The sequence below is a fragment of the uncultured Cardiobacterium sp. genome (assembly GCF_938028185.1).
GTDB lineage: Bacteria > Pseudomonadota > Gammaproteobacteria > Cardiobacteriales > Cardiobacteriaceae > Cardiobacterium.
This window is the reverse complement of record NZ_CALJAH010000327.1, coordinates 1-16172: the sequence shown is the minus strand read 5'-3', so window position 1 is coordinate 16172 and position 16172 is coordinate 1. Positions and strand designations below refer to the sequence as shown.

Annotated in this window: 19 protein-coding genes; 3 read left to right on the top strand and 16 right to left on the bottom strand. The window is 59.0% G+C overall.

The features are described from left to right. From Q0349_RS09665 to Q0349_RS09655, 3 genes are all read left to right on the top strand, one after another. On the top strand, window positions 1–1515 hold a 1515-nt coding region (locus Q0349_RS09665), incomplete at its 5' end, for an RNA ligase (RefSeq protein WP_298080685.1). A gap of 4 nt (window positions 1516–1519) precedes the next feature. After that, window positions 1520–2179 carry a phosphoesterase gene (locus Q0349_RS09660; RefSeq protein WP_366916307.1) on the top strand — a complete coding sequence of 220 codons (660 nt, stop codon included), beginning with the start codon at window positions 1520–1522 and terminating at the stop codon, window positions 2177–2179. A 19-nt stretch (window positions 2180–2198) separates the two neighbouring features. Further along, entirely contained in the window at window positions 2199–2654 is a 456-nt protein-coding gene (locus Q0349_RS09655) for a DIP1984 family protein (protein ID WP_298080681.1), read from the top strand. A gap of 278 nt (window positions 2655–2932) precedes the next feature. On the opposite strand, the gene Q0349_RS09650 is transcribed toward Q0349_RS09655, so the two are convergent. The 16 genes from Q0349_RS09650 to Q0349_RS09575 all read right to left on the bottom strand — a co-directional run bounded on the left by Q0349_RS09650 (window position 2933) and on the right by Q0349_RS09575 (window position 16072). Continuing rightward, window positions 2933–3448, bottom strand: a complete 516-nt coding sequence (locus Q0349_RS09650; protein ID WP_298080680.1) for an IS1 family transposase — start codon at window positions 3446–3448, stop codon at window positions 2933–2935. A 231-nt stretch (window positions 3449–3679) separates the two neighbouring features. Next, the gene (locus tag Q0349_RS09645; protein ID WP_298080679.1) at window positions 3680–4351 is read right to left on the bottom strand and encodes a response regulator transcription factor; all 672 of its coding nucleotides are present in this window, start codon (window positions 4349–4351) and stop codon (window positions 3680–3682) included. Between the two features lie 144 nt (window positions 4352–4495). Next, window positions 4496–5110, bottom strand: coding sequence for a PepSY domain-containing protein (locus Q0349_RS09640; protein WP_298080678.1), 615 nt, complete (start codon window positions 5108–5110; stop codon window positions 4496–4498). A gap of 76 nt (window positions 5111–5186) precedes the next feature. Further along, window positions 5187–6332: a PatB family C-S lyase gene (locus Q0349_RS09635; protein ID WP_298080677.1), complete on the bottom strand. Its 1146-nt coding sequence runs from the start codon at window positions 6330–6332 to the stop codon at window positions 5187–5189. A 110-nt stretch (window positions 6333–6442) separates the two neighbouring features. Further along, window positions 6443–8044 (bottom strand): ubiquinone biosynthesis regulatory protein kinase UbiB, encoded by a 1602-nt coding sequence (gene ubiB / locus Q0349_RS09630; protein ID WP_298080686.1) that lies wholly within the window; start codon window positions 8042–8044, stop codon window positions 6443–6445. A 6-nt stretch (window positions 8045–8050) separates the two neighbouring features. Continuing rightward, window positions 8051–8644 (bottom strand): SCP2 domain-containing protein, encoded by a 594-nt coding sequence (locus tag Q0349_RS09625; protein ID WP_298080676.1) that lies wholly within the window; start codon window positions 8642–8644, stop codon window positions 8051–8053. Then, entirely contained in the window at window positions 8637–9413 is a 777-nt protein-coding gene (gene ubiE / locus Q0349_RS09620; RefSeq protein ID WP_298080675.1) for a bifunctional demethylmenaquinone methyltransferase/2-methoxy-6-polyprenyl-1,4-benzoquinol methylase UbiE, read from the bottom strand. Before ubiE ends, Q0349_RS09625 begins: the two co-directional genes overlap by 8 nt. Continuing rightward, complete coding sequence (locus tag Q0349_RS09615; RefSeq protein WP_298080673.1) at window positions 9410–9763, bottom strand: gamma-butyrobetaine hydroxylase-like domain-containing protein; 354 nt, start codon at window positions 9761–9763, stop codon at window positions 9410–9412. Before Q0349_RS09615 ends, ubiE begins: the two co-directional genes overlap by 4 nt. Then, window positions 9747–10421 (bottom strand): HAD family phosphatase, encoded by a 675-nt coding sequence (locus Q0349_RS09610; protein WP_298080672.1) that lies wholly within the window; start codon window positions 10419–10421, stop codon window positions 9747–9749. Before Q0349_RS09610 ends, Q0349_RS09615 begins: the two co-directional genes overlap by 17 nt. After that, on the bottom strand, window positions 10418–11086 hold the full coding sequence (locus Q0349_RS09605) for an HAD family phosphatase (protein WP_298080671.1): 669 nt from the start codon (window positions 11084–11086) through the stop codon (window positions 10418–10420). Before Q0349_RS09605 ends, Q0349_RS09610 begins: the two co-directional genes overlap by 4 nt. A gap of 33 nt (window positions 11087–11119) precedes the next feature. Continuing rightward, on the bottom strand, window positions 11120–12268 hold the full coding sequence (locus Q0349_RS09600) for a thioredoxin fold domain-containing protein (protein ID WP_298080670.1): 1149 nt from the start codon (window positions 12266–12268) through the stop codon (window positions 11120–11122). Window positions 12269–12312: 44 nt separating this feature from the next. Further along, entirely contained in the window at window positions 12313–12948 is a 636-nt protein-coding gene (locus Q0349_RS09595; RefSeq protein ID WP_298080669.1) for a carbonic anhydrase, read from the bottom strand. Then, window positions 12945–14198, bottom strand: a complete 1254-nt coding sequence (purD, locus tag Q0349_RS09590) for a phosphoribosylamine--glycine ligase (protein WP_298080668.1) — start codon at window positions 14196–14198, stop codon at window positions 12945–12947. Before purD ends, Q0349_RS09595 begins: the two co-directional genes overlap by 4 nt. A 107-nt stretch (window positions 14199–14305) precedes the next feature. Further along, window positions 14306–14875, bottom strand: coding sequence for a phosphoribosylglycinamide formyltransferase (gene purN, locus Q0349_RS09585; protein WP_298080667.1), 570 nt, complete (start codon window positions 14873–14875; stop codon window positions 14306–14308). Further along, the gene (locus tag Q0349_RS09580; RefSeq protein ID WP_298080665.1) at window positions 14872–15417 is read right to left on the bottom strand and encodes a YcxB family protein; all 546 of its coding nucleotides are present in this window, start codon (window positions 15415–15417) and stop codon (window positions 14872–14874) included. Before Q0349_RS09580 ends, purN begins: the two co-directional genes overlap by 4 nt. Before the next feature lie 82 nt (window positions 15418–15499). Beyond that, window positions 15500–16072 (bottom strand): YcxB family protein, encoded by a 573-nt coding sequence (locus tag Q0349_RS09575; RefSeq protein WP_298080664.1) that lies wholly within the window; start codon window positions 16070–16072, stop codon window positions 15500–15502. Between the last annotated feature and the right edge of the window lie 100 nt (window positions 16073–16172).

The following is a 16172-nucleotide window of genomic DNA, read 5'->3' as shown; positions in this document are numbered from 1 at the left end:
TACGTTTTAACCAATACTAAAAAAGAACCCATGAAAAAATTCATCCTCCTGCGCGGTCACCAAGGCTCAGGCAAAAGCACCTTCGCGCAAGAACAAATTAACGCCTTCCAAAAACAATACCCGGATGCGGAAATCATCCACATCGAAAACGATTTGCTGATGACCGATGAAAACGGCAATTACCGCTTTACTGTGGATGGCATCGAACAGGCACAACGTAAAGGACAGGCAATGATGCTCAATGCTTGCAAACGGGCAAAACAAAACCCGCAGCAGCCGATGCTCATCATCAATTCCAACACCAACCAAAAAGGCTCTGCCTGCATTCACCTGATGCAGCAGGCGCGCAAACATGGATTGCTGGTCGAAGTCTATCGTCTGCATAACTTTTACCCAAATCACCACGGCGTGAAAGAAGCGGATGTCCTCGCCGCCTATATCAAATTAAACAACAACCGCCTGCGCGAAGAAATCCACGTCAAGGCAATGCAACCGATGAATGCTGAAACCGCTGCCCTGATAGAAGAAATGCAACAATTCAGCCAACGTGAACTCGATTACGACGAAAACCAACACACCTGGGTGACGGAAAAATACCTGCGCCTGGGACGGCGCGATTTCGTTGCCAAAATCACCAAGCGCTACCCGGAACTCTCTGTGCTGAAATACAAGCGCAGCGTCTTTTACGATAACCGCTTTGACGAAGCGCTACGGGAAATGCGCGGACTGGTAATAGATAACCATAACCGCATCATTGTCCGCCCGTTCAAAAAACAATTTAACTACTCCGAACGCATCGCCAAAGACAGCAAATATCCGCTGCATCTTGACGACGCGCAGCGCGTCGATGCCGTCGTCAAAATCAATGGCTTCCTCGGTTGCTGTACTTATGTGGCATTGCCGCCGGAACACCCAAGCCATGCGGCAGCGTTTAACCATCAAGTGATTTATTCCACCACCGGCTCACTCGATAGCGATTTCGCCAAAATGGTGGAAAGCCATTGCTGCCAATATGAAGCATTATTCAAGGCATATCCAAACCATACCTTCCTCTTTGAAATCACCGACGCCAAAGACGTGCATATCATTCAGGAAAGACTCGGCGAAACGCTGATTGGTGTGATAGATGTGGCGACTGGCCGCCAATTCCGCGAAGACGAAGTAAATAACATCGCCGCCGCATACGGCTTGCAACGCCCGCCGATGCTGGAAAATATTACCTTCGGCGAACTGAAAGCGCTGCTAAAAACGGTCAAACACGAAGGTTTTATGGTCTTTGATGCCGCAACGAAAGAAACGCTGTGCAAACTGAAATCACCGTATTACCTCGTTTCCAAATTCTTTGGCCGCAGCAACGAAAACAGCTTGGGACGCAAGCTGGACAAAAAGCACGTTGATGAAGAATACTATCCGCTGGTGGATTACCTGCGCGAACAACGCGACACCTTCAACACGCTGGGTGAGCAGGAAAAAATCGCCTTTATCCAGCGCTATCTGGAAAACATGATTGAGTAAAACCATGTGCAACATCTATTTCACCTCCGACCTGCATTTCTCGCATCAAAATATTGCCAAATTCTGCCCGCAATTCCGCCAATATGGTGATGTGGACGAAATGAATGAGGCGCTGATTCGCTACTGGAATGAAACCGTACAACCGGAAGATATTGTCTATAACCTCGGCGACCTCTCCTTTGCGCGCGATATTACCGCCATTGTGAAAGTATTGCGCCGCTTGAATGGGCAGCATCATTTGATATACGGCAATCACGACAACGTGATTATGAAGAACAACAAATATTTCCTGACGACGCTCAAAAATGATGGCCAGCCCATATTGGCATCGGTGCAGCATTATTTGAAACTGCATCTGGAAATGATGAGCGAGCCGCTTATTCTTTTTCATTACCCGATACAGGAATGGGACGGCTGCCATAAAGGCTGGTATCACCTCTATGGCCATTTGCATGACCGCATGGCGAAAGTTCCGGGGCGCTTGCTTAATGTCGGCTATGATTTGCATGGCCGTTTTCTCATACCGCAGGATATTGAAGAATTTTTGGCGCGTTTGCCCAAAGTGGCGCATCATGACGAAGCGGCAATTACCGTAAAAAGCAAAGACCTGAAAGATGCCAAAGAAGAAATTTGGGCAGAATTATTGCGGCTGAATTATCACTAAATAAATACAGGAGAAATTCATGAAATTGGCTGAAGCCTTAATGGAACGCGCCGATTTGCAGCGCAGATTGGTGCAAATTCGTGAGCGGATGAAACAAAATGCCCTTTATCAGGAAGGCGAAACGCCGGCGGAATCCGTCGCGGAATTGCTGAAAGAATATCGCCGCTGTGCCGAACGGCTGGAAACATTAGTCGTTGCTATTAACCGCAGCAATCAGCAAATTGTCTTGGCAGATGGTACACCGATGCTAGAAGCACTTGCCCGCCGCGATGGCTTGATACGGGAATGTTCGATGCTAATTGCTTTGTGCGAAGCGGCAATGCCGGATAATTCCCGCTATAGCCGCAGCGAATTGCGCTATGTGTCCGCGGTAAATATTGCAGAGCTTCGTAAAGAAGCGGACAAATTGGCGCAAAGCTGCCGCCAATTGGATATTTTAGTGCAGCAGGCGAATTGGTCGAATGAATTAAATTGAATTAAAGCTGTTTGGTAACTGGCAAAGAAGCGAACACAAAACCAAGAAAAATATCATCGCATGGCGAAGGGCAGCCTAAGGGGAAGTCCCCCATTACTGTGATTGCCCCGTACATGTCATGGTGTAAGGTGTATTGCGTATTGATGACTACCATGTGTTGGTCTGTGCCAGTGAGGGTGGGTTCGGGGTTTGACAGCGTTAAAATGAAAAAACCGCCGAAAAGGCGGTTTTTTGCTTTGCTGTATTAATTTTGGTGGTGTCCTAAAAAGTATGCTGCCTCAAACGCGCCCGTAATTGATATAGAAAAAACCGATGGCAAATGCCTTAACGTGATAGAACATCTTCTTGGAAAAACAGCAGGTTTTACGCACTGCGCGGCGCATCCGTTGGCGCAAACGGCAGTTATTTCCCTCAATGCCGACGGTATATCTCTTCCCCACCTGATGCTCATCATCCTGAAAGGCTTTCAGAAAAGCCGCCCAGTTGTCCGTAGCAATTCGGTCATAAGTAACGCCCAATGCTTTCAGGCGCTGTTTTAGCTGCATAACCGTCGCTAAATCCCGTTTGCCCCACACATGGGCAACAATTTCCCCGCCCGCCTGGTCATAAGCATAAATCAGCCAGACTTTGTTACGCTTTTTGCCGACAAACGCCCAAAATTCATCCACTTGCAATGTCTGGTAATGCGTGCGTTGAGGGCTGATTTGATGGGTACTGCGCTTCAACGCCGCCTGAACCTTGCCGCGGCTGTAGGTCGGGCTTCCATGCCCGATGTTTTTGTCCCCGGAGCTCATGAATGAGCGGTCTGCGTGCGTGCCACGATAAACCCCACTCTGCCCTCTCCCACGGGGGGAGGGGGCGGTTCGGCGGTGTGATGCGTATTTGTTTCCGCAACCGTTCGTGTCGGCGCGGCAAGTCCTGTTCTGCGGTTTCAGCAGGTTTTGCAGGGCGGTCATGAATGGACGGGTTGCGAGCGGGCGGTCTCTCGCTGCGCGAGCAATAACTTGTCGCTGCGCTAATCGCCTCTACCTGCCGTTGCGGGCGACGCACCAGCCGACGCCGCGTACGTTGCGGATGCTATCCGCACCCAGTTTTTTACGCAGCGCGTGGATGAGGTAGTCGATGGCGTTGCTTTCCACTTCTTCGCCCCAGCCGTAGGTTTTGTCTTCCAGCTCGGCGCGCGAGAGGATGTGGCCAGGACGCTGCATCAGCGCGTGCAGGATGGTGTATTCGCGCGCGGTGAGCTGGCGCGTTTCGCCGTCGTCGTGGCGGCGTGCTTCGCGGGTGGCGGGATTCAGGGTGATGATGCCGTTGTCGAGTTCGTTGTTGGCGCTGTGCTGACTGTGGCGGCGCAGCACGGCACGCATTCGCGCCAGCAGTTCTGCCAATTCAAAGGGTTTGACGAGGTAGTCGTCCGCGCCGCCGTCGAGGCCGCGCAGGCGGCTGTCGAGGTCGTCGCGCGCGGTGAGGATGAGTACCGGGGTGGCGGCGTTTTGCCGCAGTTCGGCAAGCACGTCCAGTCCGTCTTTTTTCGGCAGGCCGAGGTCGAGCAGGATGAGGTCGTAGTTTTCGCTTTCGGCGGCGCGCAGCACCATCGCGCCGTCTTTGACCCAGTCCACGGCGTAGGCGGCGTCTTTCAGCCCGGCATGGACGGCTTCGCCGATCATGCGGTCGTCTTCGGCAAGGAGGATGCGCATCGGGGTTTTTTAGGGGTTATGGGGCTTTCGGTGGGCGGTTATACATACACTTGGGCGCTCAAGGTGTATGTAAACACGTTTTGGGGTGGCCAGGTTTTCCCGGCCACCCCGTGCTTTATGTCATGGTGGTGATCCGCGCCGGGTTTATTGGGCGGCGGACGCTGCGGCTGCCGGGGCGTCAGCGGGCGGGGGCGGCGGGGTTTGGCCGTCTTTCATGCCGCCCATACGCGGCGGGCGCTTTTTTTCGTCTTTGCGCAGCACTTTGCCGTCGTCGGCGCTGATGTCCACGTCGTAGCGGGTGTCGTTGCCGAGCAGCTCGATTTCATACATGAGGCCGCCGCGTTTGCCTTCAAGGTCGGCTTCGACGGTCTTGGCGCCGGTCTCTTTTTCGGCGGTTTCTATCGCCTGGGCGAGGGTGATGGTACCCCGACGTGGCAGTTTGTCTTCGTACTCGCTTTGGCGCGCGGTGATTTCGCCGCTGATGGCGTCAACGCGGATTTCGTATTCTTGTTTGTCGTCGTGCAGGTCGATTTCATAGACGGCGTTGCCGCGTTTGAGTTCGAGTTCGAGGTTGTCGGCGGTGGCACCCGTGTCTTTTTCGGCGATGGCGATGGCTTGCGCGGCGCTGATTTTGCTTTGCTCCAGCGCGATGATGTCCTTGCGCGGGCCTTTGTGGTCGTGGTCATGGCCGTGTCCGGCAAGGGCAGGGGTGTTGCCGATGAGGGCGGTGAGGCCGAGGGCGAGTAGGGTTTTGGTCATTTGGCTAACTCCTGGATTTTGGGTTCGTATCGGCGGCGTGTCTGCTTCCGATGGCGCGCATTGTAGGAGGGCTTTATTAGGCGTGTGTTAGCTTGGTGACGGCGATTTCGATGCGCTCCAGTGCTTCTTCCAGCATTTCGCGCGGGCAGCCGAAGTTGAGGCGGACGAAGCCGGGCGCGCCAAAGTCCGCGCCGTCGTTCATGCCGACGCCGTGTTGTTCAAAAAATTTCTGCGGGTTTTCGACGCCAAGATCGCGCGCGTCGATCCAGGCGAGGTAGGTTGCCTCCACCGGGGTCATGTGCAGTTTGCCGGTGGCGTTGATGCGGCGTTCGGTGAGAGCGGCGTTTTCGCGCAGGTATTTCAGCATTTTTTGTCGCCACGGTTCGCCGTGTTCGAGCGCGGCGATGGTCGCGGTCATGCCGAGCACGTTTACGTCGCCGGTCATGCCCGCGCTGACGCGCTGGAAGTCGCGGCGCAGTTCGGGGTTGGCGATGATGGCAAAGGCGCAGGAGAGTCCGGCGATGTTCCAGGTTTTGCTCGCCGCCATCAGGGTGATGGTGCGGCTGCGCTGGTCGTCGCCGAGGCTGGCAAACGGGCGGTGGCGGCTGCCGTTCAGGATAAGGTCGCAGTGGATTTCGTCGGCGCAGACGATGAGGTCGTATTTTTCGGCGATGCTGCTGTAGCGCGCGAGTTCGTCGTCGGTGTGGGCGCGGCCAATCGGGTTGTGCGGGTGGCAGAGGAGCAGCAGGCCGGTGTCGTCGTTGATGTTGGCTTCCAGCGCGTCAAAGTCCGGCACCCAGCGGCCGTTTTCCAGTTTGCAGGGCGAGCCGCTGTCGCTGAAGCCGGGCAACAGTGCCGGGTGTTTGCGCAGGTGCGGATAGACGGGCTCAACGAGGACGGCCCGGTTTTTGCCGTGCAGTTGGCTGATGGCGCGGCTGAAGTTGAGGCCGGGGACGACGCCGGTCAGCGGCAGGATCCAGTCGTCTTCGATGTGCCAACCGTAGCGGTCGTGGCAGTGTTTTTTGACGGCGTTGACGAATCGCGGCTGGCGGTAGCCGTAGCCAAAGACGCCGTGGTCGAGGCGGTCGCGCAGGGCGTCAAGGATGGGCGGCGCGGCGAGAAATTCGGTGTCGGCGATCCACATCGGCAGGATGTTGGTGCCGGTGTATTTGTGCCATTTTTCGGAATCGCTTTGGGCGCGGGTGTCGCTGCTGCGTAGCATGAGTTTGGTCTCCGGTTTGGGTTTGCGGGTTTATGTACGGTCGTAGGGTGGGTCTTGACCCACCAAATTTTTGCGGGTTGTCCGGTGGGGCAAGCCCCACCCTACAGGGTTCAGGTTCCGCCGGGTTTTAGCCACTGCCAGATGCCGACTACGGCCATCGCGGCGAGCGCCGCGTGTTGGGCGATGCCGTGCGGGTCGCCCGCGATCCACAGCGCGGCGGCGGCGATGAGCAGCAGGGTGCCGGCGAGCAGGCGCGGGTTGGTGCGTTGTCGCGTGGGGCGCGGTGGCGGCTGGTCGAGTTGTTGTAGTACGCGGGTGGCGAGCAGCGGCAGTTGCGGCAGGGTTTTGGCGTATTCGTGCGCGTGGTAGCGCATTTGTTTGAGTACGGCGCGCGGCCCGATTTGGGTTTTCATCCACGCTTCCAGCACCGGTTTGGCGGTCGTCCACAGGTCGAGTTCGGGGTAGAGGCGGCGGCCGAGGCCTTCGACGTTGAAGAAGGTTTTTTGTAGGAGGACGAGCTGCGGCTGGATGTGCATATTGAAGCGGCGCGCGGTCTGGAAGAGGCTGACGAGGAAGGCGCCGAAGGAGATTTCTTTGATGGGTTTGCCGAAGATGGGTTCGGAGACTTTGCGGATGGCGGCTTCGAAGTCGGTGACGCGGGTGTCGCGCGGGACCCAGCCGGATTCGACGTGCAGTTCGGCGACGCGGCGGTAGTCACGGTTGAAGAAGGCGAGGAAGTTTTCGGCGAGGTAGTGCTGGTCTTCCGGGGTGAGCGAGCCCATGATGCCGAAGTCGATGGCGCAGTAGCGCGGGGTTTCCGGCTGGTCGGTGTAAACGAAGATGTTGCCGGGGTGCATGTCGGCGTGGAAGAAGCTGTCGCGGAAGACTTGGGTGAAAAATATTTCGACGCCGCGTTCGGCGAGTACTTTCATGTTGGTACCGGCGGCGTGGATGGCGGCTTCGTCGGCGATGTTGGTGGCGCGGATGCGCTCCATCACCATCACGTTTTTGCGGCAGTAGCGCCAGTGCACTTCGGGGACGTAGAGCAGCGGCGAGTTTTTGAAGTTGGCGCGCAGTTGGCTGGCGTTCGCCGCTTCAAACATGAGGTCGAGTTCGTTGGCGAGGGTGTTTTCGAATTCGCGCACGACTTCGACCGGGCGTAGGCGGCGGCCGTCGCTGGTGCAGTTCGCCAATCGCGTCAGTTGGTACATCAGCGCGATGTCAGCGGCGACGGCTTTTTCGACGCCGGGGCGCAGCACTTTGACGACGACGTCTTCGCCGCTCAACAGGGTCGCGGCGTGGACTTGGGCGACGGAGGCGGAGGCGAGCGCGTTCTCGTCAAAGGCGGCAAAGACGGCGTCTATCGGTTCGCCCAGCGCCGCTTCGATGATGGTGCGCGCTTGTGCGCCGGGGAACGGCGGCACTTTGTCCTGCAACTGGCTCAGTTCGGCGAGCAGGTCGGGCGAGAGCAGGTCGGGGCGGGTGGAGAGGGTTTGCCCCAGTTTGACGAAGATGGGGCCGAGGTCTTGCAGCGCGAGGCGCAGGCGTTTGCCGAGGCTGGCGTCGGCGTTGTCGCGGCGGTAATGGGCGGGGTGGAGGCGAGCGAGGCGGCGCAGCCAGCGGAAGGCGCCTTCGTCCGGCAGGTGTTCGTGCAGGCGGTAACGGATGAGGACGCGCGCGATGTGGTACATGCGCCGGGTGGAGGCGAGCATCGGCAATCAGTTCTCCGTGGCAAGGCGGGTTTCGAGGCGAGCAAGGCGTGCAGTGAGCGCCTGGACGCGGCGGGCGAAGTCGGCAGCGTCCGCGCGGGTGGCGCAGCCGTTTTCGCTGAGGAAGGCGCGCAGTTTGGCCTCAACCGCTGCTTTGCCCGCTTCGCCGTGCGCTTGCAGGCGGCGCGCGGCGTCGGCGAGGAATGCACCGAAACGGTCGCCAAAGCGCTCGCGGAAGACGGTTTCAAAGTCGGGCGCGAGGTCGGCCATGACCCGCTGGAATTGTTGCGCGGCGTGCAGGTCGCCTTCGATGTAGAGTTTGCCGCGCGGCGGCGTGCTGCTGTTTGCCGGTTTTTTGAACAGTTGCAGGAAGCCGCTCAGGTTGCCGGAAAGACGCACGTCGCAGAGGGTGGCGTGGTCGTCGGAGAATTGGAGCTCGCCGTCGTGGATTTCGATGAGCCACGGGCGTTCGCCCCAGCCGAGGTCAAGGCTGATGCGGCGGCCGTTTAATGCCGCCAGTTTGTCGCGCGCCGCCGGGTCAAGGCGCAGGGCGCTGTTGATGAGGCGCGCCAGCACCCGGCCGTTGATAAAGGTTTCAAGCATGGGGTTTGACTCCTTTGTGGATGGCGACGATGCCGTTGCTGAGGTTCTGGTATTCGCAGTCGGCGAGTCCGGCGGCGGCGAACATCGCTTTCAGCTCTTCTTGCGGCGGGTGCATACGGATGGATTCGGCGAGGTATTGGTAACTGTCGGCGTCCTTGGCGATGAGCGCGCCCATTTTCGGCAGGAAGGTGAAGCTGTACCAGTCGTAGAAGCGGTTGATGACGGCGTTTTTGGGACGGGAAAATTCGAGTACCAGCACCCGCCCGCCCGGCTTCAGCACGCGCGCCATTTCCGCGAGCGCCTTGTCCTGATGGGTGACGTTGCGCAAGCCGAACGCCATGGTGATGAGGTCAAAGCTGTTGTCGGCGAACGGCAGCGCTTCGGCGTTGGCAATGACAAATTCGAGGTTTTTCAGCCAGCCTTTGTTGGTCAGGCGCTCTTCGCCGATTTTCAGCATCGCCGCGTTGATGTCGGACGAGACCAGCCGCCCTTCGATGTCCGCGCCCGCGCCCTTGCCGCGCATCCGTTTGGCGAGGCGCAGGGTGATGTCGCCCGTACCCGCCGCCAAATCCAGCACTGCCTCGCCCGGCTTGACGCCGGTCTGCCAGACGTACCAGTTTTTCCAGGCGCGGTGGATGCCCGCGCTCATGACGTCGTTCATCAGGTCGTATTTGCCTGCGACGGAATCAAACACGGCGCCAACGCGCCCTTCTTTTTCTTCTGAATCAATGGTTTCGTAGCCGAAGTGGGTTTGCTCTTTTTCGCTCATTTTTCGTCCCGTGTTTTGCCCCCGGCGGCGAGGGCGTGCAGATAGCGTTGCCAGTAGTCGTCGGCGTTTACCGCCAAATCGTGCAACGTTTCCCAAGTGTAAATGCCGGTGTGGTGGCCATCGCTGAAGTACAGCCGCACTGCGTAGCTGCCAACCGGCTCGACGCGGCGAATCAGCACCTTGCGCCGTCCCGCAACCAGCGTCCACGCGCCGCCGTGGTTGCGCACCTCGGCAGAGGGCGAGCAGACGCGCAAATACTCGGCGCTGAGCGGGTAAGGCGTTCCGGCAAACGTTACGGTGAGGGTGTCGCCGCCTTTGGCCAGGCGCAATTCTTCAGGCACGGTGGGCATCGAACAGCTCGCGGACTTCATCATGGTGAGAAACGGTGCGCCAGGCGCGCGCCGCCAAATCGGGCATTATCATACCGTAACCCGGCAAAATCAGGGTACGGCAGCCCGCCTCCACCGCCGCCAGCACGCCGGGCGGCGAATCCTCCACCACCAGCAGGTTCTCCGGGGCGACGCCGAGCGCTGCTGCCGCCATTTGATACGGCTGCGGGTCGGGCTTGGGGCGGGCGACATCATCATGGGTAATCACCACATCAAAGCATTGGAACAGCGCCGGGCGGGTGCTGCGGGCAAAATCCTGCTCGACATTGCGGCGGAAATCACCGGTAACGAGTGCCAGCGGCACGCCCGCGCCGTGCAAATACTCAATCAGGCGGTCGGCACCGGGCATGAACGGCGCGCCTTCCACCGAGAAAATCTCGTCGCGCAGCGCGAACCAGTGCGCGATGAAATCATCCAGCGCCATCTCCTGCCCCAGCGCCTCGCCCAGCACCTTGAGATAAACCTCCGGCGGCTTGCCGACCAGCTCCGCAAACAGCTCCGGTTCGATGGGCAGCTTCTCGCGCGCAATCAGCTCGCGAAAAGCGCGGTAAATCAGGCGCTCCGTATCAAAAGTCACGCCGTCCTTGTCGAGCGCGACCGCCTTGATTACAGGCTTCATAACAGCACCTCCCGCACCGCGTCGTGATCGCGGATGATGCGCCGCACCGCCTGCGCAATCTGCGGCGCGGGCTGACGGTCGGCCGCCAGCAGGAAAACCGGACAACCGGCGGCCAGCGCCGCCTGCGCGCCCACATCCGAATCCTCCAGCACCAGCATCGCCTGCGGCGCGACGCCCAAATAGGCGGCGGCGCGCTGGTAGGGTTCGGGGTCGGGCTTGGTGTTGGCGACATCTTCGGCGGTAATCACCACCGAAAAACGCTGCAACAGCTCCGGCTTGGTGCTGCGCTGAAAATCGGCGAGAAGATTATCGAGGTCGTCCGCCGTGACCAGCGCCAGCGGATAACCCGCCGCATACAGCGCCTCAATCAGCGCGTCCGCCCCCGGCATGAACGGCACGCCGCGCGTGGCGATGATGGCGTCGCGGTGGGCAAACCAGCGCTGGAAAAACGCTTCCATATCCACCGCCGCGCCGAGTTTTTCCTGCAACAGCGCCGCCGTCGCGGCACAGCTCAAGCCGCTGCATGAAGCGACCACGGCGGCGGGGTCGGCAGGCGGTTGCGGCAATTCGGCCAGCGTTTGCAACAGCGCTTCGGCGTAGATGCGCTCGGAGTCGAAGGTGACGCCGTCCTTGTCGAAGGCAACGGCCTGGATGGGTGGGGTCATGGGGTTTCCTCGGGTGATTGGTGCCGGTACGGTTTAGGGCCGTGGTCGCACGACTTGTACCGCGGGCGGGCGCTTGTCGTCCGTTGCCGGGGCGGTGGTGCTGTCGCTGGCGGGTGGTTGCGGGTTTTGCTTGGCATCCAGCGGGGCAGGGCGGTCGGCGCTGTTGTTGCTGATGTCCACCGCGCTGCCGGTCGGGGCGGGGTCGCTGTCTTCGCTGTTTTCTGGTGTGGCGGGGGCGGTGTCAGTCGCGGGCGGGGTGTCGCCGCTGCTGTCGCCTGCCGGGGTGTTTTCTGTTTTATCGTCGTCCGCTTTGGCGGTCTGGTGCATGGTAATCCAGCGGTCGAGTTCGTCGCTGTCGGCAGCCAGCACGCGGGTTTCTTCGCCGTCCGGGAAGAACAGTACCGGCAGTTCGGCGCGGTCGGCGTGTTCGCCAATTTCGTCACGGATGCGTTTTTGTTTGTCGGCGGCGGCACTGGCGCAGGTTTCGTCCGGCTTGGCCTCGCTGGCGAGGCTGTAGAGGAGGTAGTCGCGCAGGGCTTCGTTCGGGTTGTGGTGGCAGCGGATGGCGATGGCGCGCTGGGTGGTGCTGTCGTCCGCGGTGTAGAGGTAGCGGTAGAGGGTGACGTCTGTGATGTTGGCGATTTGTTCTTCGAGGGTTTTGCACATATCGCAGTCGGGCGCGGTCATAAGCCAGAGGCGGCGTTTGCCGTCGCCTTTGACTTCTTTCAGGGCGAGCTCGCTGGCAAGCGCGGCAAATTGGCCATCGCCGGGTTTTTTGCCGGGTTTGGCGGGCGGGTCGTCCGCGCTTTTGGCGGCGGGTGGGGTGGGGGCTTCTTCGGTCGCCAGGCCTTTGGCGGCGGCGATGGCTTCGCGCCGTTCGCGGGTGATGTTGAGTGCGTCCGGCACGGCGATGATGTCCGCCTGGAAGATGTAGCCGCCGTCTTTGCTGACGTAGAGGATTTCGTTATTGCCGCCCTTGAAGCTGATTTCGTAGATGTCGCTGGAGAAGGGGACGGTGGCAATGGCGTCGATGTATTCGACCATCGCGGCGGTGTTGCGCCCGTTTTTCAGCGCGGCGATGAGCGCTTCTTGTACGTCGGCGGGCGGCGGTGCGGGCTGGAAGTCGGCGGCGCGGGCGGGGGCGATGGCGAGGAGGATGAGGAGGGCGAGTGTTTTTTTCATGGCTGTTTGCTGTGGTCTTTGTTTTTTGCGGAGGGGCGTCCGGGTTAGTGCTTGAAACGGTAGATTTCTTCGAGCGCGTCGTTGCTGTCCACCGAGCAATGCAGGTCGCGCAGGCGGCCATCGTGCACGCTGTAGATGAGGCCGTGGACAAAGAGCTGTTGCCCGCGCGCCCAGGCGCGTTGTACTTCGTTGGATTTGCAGACGTTTTTCACCTGCTCGATGACGTTCAGCTCGCACAGGCGGTCAATTTTGCCCTGTTCGTCGGCAAGGGCGAAGTTGGCGCGGTTGCCGTTGTAGATGTCCTTGATGCTGCTTAGCCAGTGGTTGAGCATACCGTGGTCTTTCATGGAGAGCGCCGCCTTGACCGCGCCGCAGTCGTAGTGGCCGCCGACGATGATGTCGCTCACTTGCAGCTCGTCCACCGCGTACTGGATGACGCTGTGGCAGTTGATGTCCATCGCGTGCACGAGGTTGCCGACGTTGCGGTGCACGAAGACTTCGCCCGGCAAGAGCCCCATCACCTGGTTCGCCGGGATGCGGCTGTCCGAGCAGCCAATCCAGAGGTAGGCGGGGTTTTGCTGCGCCGCGAGGGCGTCGAAGATGCCGGGGTTGTCGCGCGCGAAGTCTTCCGCCCAGCGGGCGTTGGCGGCGAGCAGCGCTTCGATGTGCTGTTTTTTCATTGGCCGATGTCGCGGCGCCAAGTAATGCCGTCGAACTGCACTTGCGCGATGGCGTCGTAGGCCTGTTGCCGCGCCTCGCTGGCGGTTGGGGCGACGCCGACGCAGTTCAAGACACGCCCGCCGCTGGTTTGCATTTCGCCGCATTCCTGTTTAGCGCCTGCGATGAACACCAGCCCGTGAAAGCGCGCGCGCTCAAGCCCGGTTATCGGCAAGCCTGTGCGAAATTCGCCCGGATACCCGGCGGAAGCGGCGACGACGCAGCAGGCGTGCGCGTCCTGCCAGCGGAAGGCGCTGTCATCGAGGCGGCGGTCGAGTGCGGCCTGCACCGCGTCGAGCAGTTCGCTTTGCATCAGCGGTAACACCGCCTGCGTTTCCGGGTCGCCAAAACGCATATTGTATTCAAGCAGATAGACGCCGCGTGCGTTCACCATCAGGCCGAAGAAGATGACACCGGCGAAATCCATGCCTTCTGCCTGAATGCCCTTGAGCGTCGGTTCGAGAATGTCGCGGCGAAAGGCGGCCATTTCCGCTTCGCCAAAACGCGGATGCGGCGCGATGACGCCCATGCCGCCGGTGTTCTCGCCGGTGTTGCCCTCGCCGATGGTCTTGTGGTCGCGCGCGCTGACCAGCGGCACGATGGCGCGGCTGTCGCAAAAAGAGAGCAGCGAGCATTCATAGCCATCGAGAAATTCCTCAATCACCACTTCTGCGCCCGCCTCGCCAAAGCGGCGCGATTCCATCATCGCCCGCAGCGCGGCTTCCGCTTCAAGACGGTTGTGGCAAATGACCACGCCCTTGCCTGCCGCGAGACCGCTTGCTTTCACCACCGTCGGGTAGGCGCAATCCTGCACATAAGCGAGCGCGGCATCAAACTCGCGGAAACTGGCGTAGGCGGCGGTTTTCACGCCATATTTCTGCATGAAATCCTTGGCGAAACGCTTGCTGCCTTCGAGCTGCGCCGCCTGACGGTCGGGGCCGAAAATCGCCAGCCCCGCCGCGCGGAAAGTATCAACAATGCCCTCCACCAGCAGCGCCTCCGCGCCGACGAAGGTGAGGCCGACATTTTCCTTTTGCGCGAATGCCAGCAAATCTTCCACGCGGCTGAGCGGGATATTGCGCACCCGCTGCATCGCCGCCGTACCCGCATTGCCGGGGGCGACAAAAATCTGGCCGACGCGCGCGTCCTGCGCGAATTTCCAGGCGAGGGCGTGTTCGCGGCCGCCCGCGCCAATAATCAAAATATTCAGCATGTTATCCTCTTTGTAAAATCAATTTTGTCTCAAACGTCAAATGCCATTTACATACACTTGAGCGCTCAATGTGTATGTAAATCTGTAAAGCAGTGTGTGCGCCGCAATTATAGCGAATCGCCATCCAGCAAACGCGCCACCGTCGCCACCAGCAAGCGGTGCTCCTCCGGCGCAATCCGCGCCTGTAACGCTTCCGCCGTGTCGTCCGCCAATACTGGCACCCGCGCCTGGGCAATGACCGCGCCGCTGTCAATGCCGCTATCGACGAAATGCACGGTGCAACCGCTCTCGCGCTCGCCCGCATCCAGCACCGCCTGATGCACGCGCAGGCCATACATCCCCGCGCCGCCAAACTTCGGCAACAGCGACGGATGCAAATTCACCATTTTTTGCGGGAAACGTGCCACCAGCGCGGGCGGGATAATGCTCAAAAAACCGGCCAACACCACCAAATCACAATCCGGCACCGCCGCATTGAGCGCGTCGGCAAAACCTGCCGCCTTGCGGTCAAGCAACACAAACGGCACGCCCGCATTTTCAGCGTGCCGTCTGCCCGCGCAATCACGGTCGGCAATGACCGCCTTCACTTCGGCGCGAATCTCGCTGCGCGCGACCGCATCGAGCAGCGCTTTCAAATTGCTGCCGCCACCGGAAATTAAAACCACCAAAGATTTCATTGAGAATGCTCCTTGAATTGCAAAGCCTGCTGGAAAAAATTCTCCGCCGCCGATGAATCGGCAAAACGGTCAAGCGGAATAAACCAGGCAACATTACGATTGACATAAAACAGTAAAAATTCCGCATCCAGAATCACGCGCGATACCGCTGGCCAAAAATAAAAAAGGCGCGTGCGTCCCGCTTCCTCCATCAACAAACCTTCAGCGGAAACGGACAAAACAAATTGCCGCCCGTCCGGCGGATCCAACAATGCCCGCAGCATCAAGGAATAATTCCAACGCAAATAGAAAATCGTCAACCACAACAACGCCAGCGACCAAAAAAACAAATGCTGCAAGGCGGCGAGAACCGAATCACGATTGCCTAACCAGGCATCCCATTGCGCCGCAAACGCATCCGCATCCACCGTATCGCCCGGCAAAAAAGCACAGCTTTTCTGCAAGAATGAGGCGATGAGCTGCATATCCGCAAAGAAGCCATAAAACAGCGCGACAAAAAGGACGAGCGCGACCAGCGCGCCCAGCCAGTAACGCCGCTGCAAATCGCGCGGGCGGTAACGACACATCCGCCGACTGGCGCGTCGCTGCTCGCGGCTGGATACCGAAAAAACCATCTGCAAAGCATCATGATGCCTCATGGTGGCTCCGGTAAACATTCAACTGCTGTAAAAAAGATTCTGCCGCGCCCGCATCAGAAAAAGTGCGCAAGGGGATGGGAAATGCTGCGGTTTGATCAATAAAGACCAAAATAAAACCTGAGTCACGCACCACACGCTCCACCGCTGGCCAAAAATACACATTGCGCGAGCGCCCGTCCTCCTCACTACAAAAGCCATCCGCGCCAATAGAATACAAAAATTGCCGTGTTGCCAAAGACCGCACTGCTGCTTGTTTGCGCAAGACTATCTCATAAACAAAAGCGGCAGTAAAAACCAAAGCGCTGGCAATCACCGCGCCCATTGCCCACCAAATATCGCCCATGCCTTCGCCGAAAATTTTCAGTTGCAGGTGGATGCGCTGCATCCGCGAAAACAATATCCACAGGCAGCACAAATGAAATGCCCAACTGGCGATATTCAAAATACGCAATCGCCGCCGGATGGCAGGCGGCAGATAACGCTGCAACAAACGCGATACCGCTCGCTGCTCGGTGGACGTTAAAGAAACCTGAACGGTAGGAACATTTTCAGCCTGCATGGAAACTCCTTGTGCAAGAAGGGGAAATATACATACACCTTAGGCGCTGTTTACAATTGGCCATAACATGATGATTTCATTCGCAGGTTTGGTTAAGGCC

What these genes read in the sequence shown, in the direction of transcription:
- Q0349_RS09595 (WP_298080669.1), bottom strand. Translation starts at nt 12,948, where the DNA reads ATGAAAAAACAGCACATCGAAGCGCTGCTCGCCGCCAACGCCCGCTGG.
- Q0349_RS09660 (WP_366916307.1), top strand. Translation starts at nt 1,520, where the DNA reads ATGTGCAACATCTATTTCACCTCCGACCTGCATTTCTCGCATCAAAAT.
- Q0349_RS09610 (WP_298080672.1), bottom strand. Translation starts at nt 10,421, where the DNA reads ATGAAGCCTGTAATCAAGGCGGTCGCGCTCGACAAGGACGGCGTGACT.
- Q0349_RS09640 (WP_298080678.1), bottom strand. Translation starts at nt 5,110, where the DNA reads ATGACCAAAACCCTACTCGCCCTCGGCCTCACCGCCCTCATCGGCAAC.
- Q0349_RS09655 (WP_298080681.1), top strand. Translation starts at nt 2,199, where the DNA reads ATGAAATTGGCTGAAGCCTTAATGGAACGCGCCGATTTGCAGCGCAGA.
- Q0349_RS09575 (WP_298080664.1), bottom strand. Translation starts at nt 16,072, where the DNA reads ATGCAGGCTGAAAATGTTCCTACCGTTCAGGTTTCTTTAACGTCCACC.
- ubiB (WP_298080686.1), bottom strand. Translation starts at nt 8,044, where the DNA reads ATGCTCGCCTCCACCCGGCGCATGTACCACATCGCGCGCGTCCTCATC.
- Q0349_RS09600 (WP_298080670.1), bottom strand. Translation starts at nt 12,268, where the DNA reads ATGAAAAAAACACTCGCCCTCCTCATCCTCCTCGCCATCGCCCCCGCC.
- purN (WP_298080667.1), bottom strand. Translation starts at nt 14,875, where the DNA reads ATGAAATCTTTGGTGGTTTTAATTTCCGGTGGCGGCAGCAATTTGAAA.
- ubiE (WP_298080675.1), bottom strand. Translation starts at nt 9,413, where the DNA reads ATGAGCGAAAAAGAGCAAACCCACTTCGGCTACGAAACCATTGATTCA.
- Q0349_RS09625 (WP_298080676.1), bottom strand. Translation starts at nt 8,644, where the DNA reads ATGCTTGAAACCTTTATCAACGGCCGGGTGCTGGCGCGCCTCATCAAC.
- Q0349_RS09635 (WP_298080677.1), bottom strand. Translation starts at nt 6,332, where the DNA reads ATGCTACGCAGCAGCGACACCCGCGCCCAAAGCGATTCCGAAAAATGG.
- Q0349_RS09645 (WP_298080679.1), bottom strand. Translation starts at nt 4,351, where the DNA reads ATGCGCATCCTCCTTGCCGAAGACGACCGCATGATCGGCGAAGCCGTC.
- purD (WP_298080668.1), bottom strand. Translation starts at nt 14,198, where the DNA reads ATGCTGAATATTTTGATTATTGGCGCGGGCGGCCGCGAACACGCCCTC.
- Q0349_RS09605 (WP_298080671.1), bottom strand. Translation starts at nt 11,086, where the DNA reads ATGACCCCACCCATCCAGGCCGTTGCCTTCGACAAGGACGGCGTCACC.
- Q0349_RS09650 (WP_298080680.1), bottom strand. Translation starts at nt 3,448, where the DNA reads ATGAGCTCCGGGGACAAAAACATCGGGCATGGAAGCCCGACCTACAGC.
- Q0349_RS09615 (WP_298080673.1), bottom strand. Translation starts at nt 9,763, where the DNA reads ATGCCCACCGTGCCTGAAGAATTGCGCCTGGCCAAAGGCGGCGACACC.